Below are 6,553 nucleotides of genomic sequence, written 5' to 3' on the forward strand. Positions count from 1 at the left end.
AAAAACCTCTACATATAAGTAGAGGTTTTTAAATTATATATGAATGAATTATGCTTTTTTAGATAAAGAAAATCGAGTTCAGGTAAAACGAAGAACATGGAATACGTAATTTTAACTAGATTTATTATTAGCTAGTTTATCTCCACCATTAAGCTCCGCCTCAATCTGCGAAGTCTTCGATGACTCATCCATACGCCAATACGTAATAAAGCTTATCGCGATACATCCAGCTACGTAGAAATAGAATAGTGATTCCATTCCGATACTCTTTAGCCATAATGCGATAAATTCCGCTGTTCCGCCGAATATCGCAACGGTTAGTGCATAAGGTAAACCTACGCCTAGTGCGCGAATTTCAGTTGGGAAGAGTTCTGCTTTTACAATTGCGTTAATCGATGTGTAACCAGTAACGATAATAAGACCGATCATCATGAGTAAAAATGCTACGATTGGTTCTGTCGTTTTTTCCATGAAGAAGAAGATTGGTGCTGTTAGTAACGTTCCGAGAATACCGAAAGCCATTAATAGTGGGCGGCGTCCGATTTTATCGGATAATAGCCCCGCAATCGGCTGAAGCACAACGAAAATAAGTAGTGCGACAAAGTTAATCCAGCTCACAACTTCTTTCGGAAGACCGACTGTGTTTACCATGAATTTTTGTAAATATGTTGTGTACGTATAAAATGCAACAGTGCCTCCTAGTGTTAGGCCGACTACTGTTAATACTGCTTTCGGGTGTTTCATAAGAGCGCGAACGGTTCCTGCGCTTTCGCGGTTTTTCGATTCCATATTTGAGAACTGCTCTGATTCATCCATTGTACGTCGAAGCCATAATACAGCTACTGCTCCCATCGCACCAATAATGAATGGAATACGCCATCCCCAAGCTTTCATATCTGGTTCGCTTAGTAATTGCTGAAGAACAATTTGAACGCCTAACGCAACCATCTGTCCAGCAACGAGCGTTACATATTGAAAACTTGAATAAAAACCACGGCGACCACTACTAGCCATTTCAGATAAATACGTTGCGGAAGTTCCGTACTCTCCGCCAAGTGATAATCCTTGCAGTAAACGGGCAAGAACTAAAATAATTGGTGCCATAATACCGATGCTTTCGTAACTCGGTGTACAGGCAATAATTAAAGAACCACCGGCCATAACCGTAATCGAAAGCGTTAATGCTGCCCGGCGTCCGTGCCGATCTGCATATCGTCCCATTAGCAAACTGCCGATAGGGCGCATTAAAAATCCGACTGCGAAAATAGCGGCTGTGTTCAGTAATTGACTCGTTGGATCTCCTTTAGGAAAGAACTCTGCTGAGAAGTAAACAGCGAAAGCAGAGTAAACGTACCAGTCATACCATTCAATTAAATTGCCGACAGAACCTTTGAAGATATTGCCGGCGACTCGGTTAGATTTTGCTTGAGCCATAATAATTCCTCCTCTTGCTTATAAATAAAATGATAATTATGAAAGCGCGTTCAATATAGTTGAATTATACTGTCCTTGAATTGAAATCTCAATATTATGACAATTTTATTCTTTTTGTACTTTATGTACATGGAGGTTTTTATAGTTGATTCATTTTCAGTTTTGTCATAATAATAGAAAAAGGAGATTGATAGTTTTGAATATTTTATCAAAGGATATGGAGTATGAAGAAATCACGCAAAGTGTCATTACAAACGAAAATAGTAAGCTTAATTATTACATTAATTTTATTTGTCGTTCTTCTGTTAGCGGGAATATTTGTTTACATTCAGTCCGTTGATACGAAGCGCCAAGTAGAGCAGCTAGCACTGCAAACGGCTAAATCCCTTTCTTTTATGCCAGCTATAAAAGATGCTTTTCAATACAACGAGCATAAAAGTACTATTCAATCCATTGCGGAACAAGTTCGCGAGCAAGCTGGTGCCGATTATGTAATTGTGGAAGATCGTTATGGGGTTATGTATTCACATTCTAATTCTGAGTTGATTGGAACAAAGAGTAACAATCCATATAACTATGAAGCACTCACTTTTGGTGGCTATTATACACTCGAAGGAAATGGTGCAAGTGGCCCGGCTTTAATGGCGAAAGCACCCATTATTGTTCATAACGGAGACTACGATCAAGTCGTAGGCGTTGTGACGGTAGAGTTTTTAATAAAAGGTATCGAATCTAACATACTGAGCAGAACGAAAGAAATTATCCTCTTTTCCGTAGCGGTCTTATTAGCCGGAATTGTTGGCGGCATTCTTTTAGCACGTAGCATTCGCAAAGATACACTCGGTCTGGAACCGAATGAAATTGCAGCGCTATACCGGGAACGAAGCGCGATACTACTATCTATAAAAGAAGGGATTATCGCTATTGATCAAAATGGTTTTATTACGATGATGAACACGTCGGCAGAAGAAATGTTGCATGTAAGTGATGACTATATGCAGCAGCACATTTCAAAAGTTTTACCGGAATTTAATATGGAAAGAGTGCTAGAAAACGATCAAGAAATCGCATTTCAAGATAAAGTGTTTATTTTAAATATGACACCGATACTCGAAAATAACAGTACGGTAGGCGTTGTATGTAGTTTTAGAGATAAAACAGAACTGCAAAATCTTGTGAACACAATATCTGAGGTAAGAAAATATTCAGAGGACTTACGTGCTCAAACACATGAATTTACAAATAAGCTTTTCGTCTTATCAGGATTACTTCAGTTAGGACATTACAAAGAAGCGATTGAATTTATCCAGCAAGAATCTAATATTCATCAAAGTCAAAACCATATTTTATTCCATCAAATTCATGATGCGAAAGTACAAGCTATTTTATTAGGGAAAATCGGAACAGCATCTGAGAAGAAAATTGATTTTCATATTGAAGGAGATAGTGCGCTTCAACCGTTACCAGACCATATAAAAGTTTCGCACCTTATTACGATCCTTGGAAACATAATCGATAATGCATTTGATGCGGTGAGTGAACGAGAGGAAAAGAGTGTTTCTTTCTTTGTTACGGATATGGGGCACGATATTGTGTTTGAAGTGATAGATAGTGGAGCGGGAGTACCGACAGAAAAAATCGCAACTATTTTTCAAAAAGGGTTTTCAACGAAAGGAAATAATCGTGGTTACGGACTAGCGAATGTGAAAGAAATGGTAGATCTACTAGAAGGAACAATTGAAATTCAAAACGAGAAAAATGGGGGAGCTATTTTTACAATTTACCTTCCGAAAACATTGAGAGAAAGTACATGACAAACAGGGGGATGGACATATGTTGAAGGTTGCAATTGCAGAAGATGATTTCCGTGTAGCGCAAATTCAAGAGGAGTTTTTATCAAAAATAAAGGACGTAAAAGTGATCGGAAAAGCATTGAACGCAAAAGAAACGATGGAACTACTACAAAAGGAAGAAATCGATTTACTTCTATTAGATAATTATTTACCAGATGGAATTGGTACAGACTTATTGCCGAAAATCCACGCTGATTTTCCGAAAGTTGACGTAATTATGGTTACAGCGGCGAATGAAAACCATATGTTAGAAAAAGCAATTCGAAATGGTGTAAGCAACTACCTTATAAAACCGGTCACGTTAGACAAATTTGTTCGCACAATTGAAGACTATAAAAGAAAGAAGCAATTATTACATAGTAACAATGAAGTGAATCAAGCACTAATCGATAACTTCTTCGGTACTTCGCAAGCAACAGATATGAAAAACTTACCGGCAGGTGTAGATCCGTTAACACTACAAAAAGTGAAAGACATTATAAAAGGATTCGAAGAGGGCATTACAATAGAAGAAATGGGAGAACAAATGGGGGCTTCCAGAACAACCGCAAGAAGATATTTAGAATACTTAGTAGCGACAAACGAATGCACAGTAGAGTACACATACGGCATTATCGGACGACCAGAACGAAAGTATCGAATAGGACGAGGGTTATGAAAAAACGATTATTACTATGTATATGGGTCATGACAGGAGTAATAACTGGTTGTTCCGTAGAAAAAACGAACAAGAACAAAGTGAACATAGAAGAAGTAGAAATCGTTGCACCGAACGTTCAAGGAGCTGGATGGGACTTAACAGCACGGGCGATGCAGAAAACACTGACAGAAGAGAAAATCTTCACAAAACCAATCACTGTCACAAACAAAGTAGGCGGCAGTGGTGATGTCGGATGGAAATATACGAAACAAAAAGGTGGTCACGTACTTGCGATCAACTCAAGCTTACTCATAACGAACAACCTACTAGGCCACAGTAAACTAACATATAAAGACTTCACACCGCTTGCGCTACTTGCATCAGACTGGGAAGTCGTTGTCGTCTCAAAAGACTCAAACATAGAAAACGCAAACGAACTAATGGAACAACTAAAACAAGACAAGAAAAACTTCAAAATCGGCGTTGCCCCCGGCCTAGGAAACGACGATCACCTATCCTTCGTACAAGTAAGTAAAGCATTTGGCATAAACCCTGCCGAACTACAATTCTTTGTCTATGAGAACAAAGAAAAAATTATAAACGCCCTAACGAACAAACAAATCAACGCCGCAACCATGACCCTATCCGAAGCCGAAAAACAGTACAAAGCCGGCAAAATAAAAATACTAGCCGTATCCTCAGAAAAACGGCTAGACAGATTACCAGAAATCCCGACGTGGAAAGAACAAGGAATCGATGTTGTATTCCAGCACTGGAAAGGGATTATGGGCCCGAAAGATATGACGGAGGAAGAGATTGCTTATTGGGATGGTGTTATTAAGAGGATGGTGGAGAGTGATAGTTGGAAGGGGATTTTGAGGGAGAGGGGTTGGAATTCTTATTATAAGGATAGTGGGGAGACGAGGGTGTTTTTTGAGGAGAGTAATTTTAGGTATGAAGAGATGGTGAAAAAAGAGGCTTAAGAGGGAAGTATTCAATCATGCTTTATTTTTGTAGTTACTTCTATATAATATAAAAGAGATGAGAGTGTTAGGCTAATTACATTAATGGTACTAGATAGGAATAGATAAAAGCTGTCTAACTGATTAAAAATTTATTAGTCGTTAAAAGATATAAAAGGCATTTTTCAGTCTATAAGGTGTGGAAACGTAAATTATAGAGTTTCTGTTAGGTTAAGGAGGACATTATGAAAAAAAATATTTATGTTGTTGGAGCAGTAATTGTTCAAGATGAGAAAATTTTATGTGCACAAAGAGGACCATCTAAATCGCTACCTCTTATGTGGGAATTTCCAGGTGGAAAAATAGAAGAGGGAGAATCACCTCAAGAGGCTCTAAAGCGTGAAATTAGTGAAGAAATGCATTGTAGTGTGCAGATTGGTGAACAAATTGATTATACAGCCTATGAGTATGATTTTGGTATTGTTCATTTGAAAACTTTTTATTGTAGGCTTGTTGAAGGAAGCCCAGTTTTAACTGAGCATGTCGCAATTAAATGGTTATCTCCAAATGAACTAGCAGCTTTAGAGTGGGCACCTGCGGATATCCCAACTATTGAGAAATTATCAAAAGAATCGATTGTAAAGTAATTTGAAAAAAACTATTCGTTTTATGCGGATAGTTTTTTATATTTGTAATAAATTTGCACTTTAAATCAGTGAGTAATACAATTAATATAAAAAATTGTCATAAATGGTGATCATATGGAGAATTTTATTCAAAAATTAGAGGGGTCTTTATATAAAGGGTTTATTGATCAAAAACATAATCATCCTGGAATATATAAGCCAAAATTATTAGTAAACAATACGAAAAAAAATGAAAATGTTTTAAGCTCATTGTTGGAGGAGCTAGAAAATAGTACATCCTTTATTTTCTCAGTGGCTTTTATTACGGAAAGTGGGCTAGCGACTTTAAAATCACATTTCCTTGATCTTAAACAAAAAGGGGTTAAAGGACGTATATTAACATCTACATTCTTAAATTTTAATACACCAAAAGTGTTTAGAGAGTTGATGAAACTTGAAAATGTAGAGGTAAGATTAACAAATTTATCTGGTTTTCATTCAAAGGGATACATATTTGATAACAAAACACATTGTTCGCTAATTGTCGGCAGTTCTAATCTGACTGCACATGCTTTGAAGGTAAACTATGAATGGAACGTCAAGTTAACATCACATGAAGATGGAGAGATTGTTCAACATTTTAAAAATCAATTTGAAGAAGTCTGGGAGCATTCTCAAGTATTAACTGAAGAGTTAATTGGAAATTACGAAATAATATATGAACAAGTTGCAGAAAATAAGGTACTAGATCGAGTTATAGAATTACCTGGTCAATATCATAATTCAATTGAAGAAGCTTTGAAAATTACCCCAAATAAAATGCAACAAGCTGCGTTAAAAGAAATACAAGCTATTCGAGACGCTGGAAAAGAAAAAGGATTAGTTATTTCCGCAACCGGAACGGGAAAGACATATCTTTCAGCGTTTGATGTCAGAAATTTTGCGCCTAAACGGATGCTATTTATAGTTCATCGAGAGCAAATATTAAATAAAGCGAAATCAGATTTTCAAAAAGTTCTTGGTGGGATAGATGAGGAC

At 37.1% G+C, this 6,553-nt stretch carries 6 protein-coding genes; 5 read left to right on the forward strand and 1 reads right to left on the reverse strand.

The window, feature by feature from the left end; genetic code table 11:
• Nucleotides 1–111: 111 nt before the first annotated feature.
• On the reverse strand, nt 112–1,434 hold the full coding sequence (locus AB3X48_RS15570; protein ID WP_199715389.1) for an MFS transporter: 1,323 nt from the start codon (nt 1,432–1,434) through the stop codon (nt 112–114).
• A gap of 224 nt (nt 1,435–1,658) precedes the next feature.
• Between AB3X48_RS15570 and AB3X48_RS15575 the strand changes: the two genes are divergently transcribed.
• The 5 genes from AB3X48_RS15575 to AB3X48_RS15595 form a co-directional block, all read left to right on the forward strand.
• Nucleotides 1,659–3,248, forward strand: a complete 1,590-nt coding sequence (locus tag AB3X48_RS15575; protein ID WP_199715387.1) for an ATP-binding protein — start codon at nt 1,659–1,661, stop codon at nt 3,246–3,248.
• 19 nt (nt 3,249–3,267) lie between these two features.
• Nucleotides 3,268–3,945: a response regulator gene (locus AB3X48_RS15580; protein ID WP_199715385.1), complete on the forward strand. Its 678-nt coding sequence runs from the start codon at nt 3,268–3,270 to the stop codon at nt 3,943–3,945.
• Nucleotides 3,942–4,910 (forward strand): tripartite tricarboxylate transporter substrate binding protein, encoded by a 969-nt coding sequence (locus AB3X48_RS15585; RefSeq protein WP_133059469.1) that lies wholly within the window; start codon nt 3,942–3,944, stop codon nt 4,908–4,910. Before AB3X48_RS15580 ends, AB3X48_RS15585 begins: the two co-directional genes overlap by 4 nt.
• A gap of 224 nt (nt 4,911–5,134) precedes the next feature.
• Nucleotides 5,135–5,536: a (deoxy)nucleoside triphosphate pyrophosphohydrolase gene (locus AB3X48_RS15590; protein ID WP_088098734.1), complete on the forward strand. Its 402-nt coding sequence runs from the start codon at nt 5,135–5,137 to the stop codon at nt 5,534–5,536.
• Nucleotides 5,537–5,650: 114 nt separating this feature from the next.
• Nucleotides 5,651–6,553, forward strand: a 903-nt coding sequence (locus tag AB3X48_RS15595) for a DEAD/DEAH box helicase (protein ID WP_367959719.1), incomplete at its 3' end; no start/stop codon positions are given.

The organism is Bacillus sp. S4 (genome assembly GCF_040838205.1).
Classification (GTDB): domain Bacteria; phylum Bacillota; class Bacilli; order Bacillales; family Bacillaceae_G; genus Bacillus_A; species Bacillus_A cereus_U.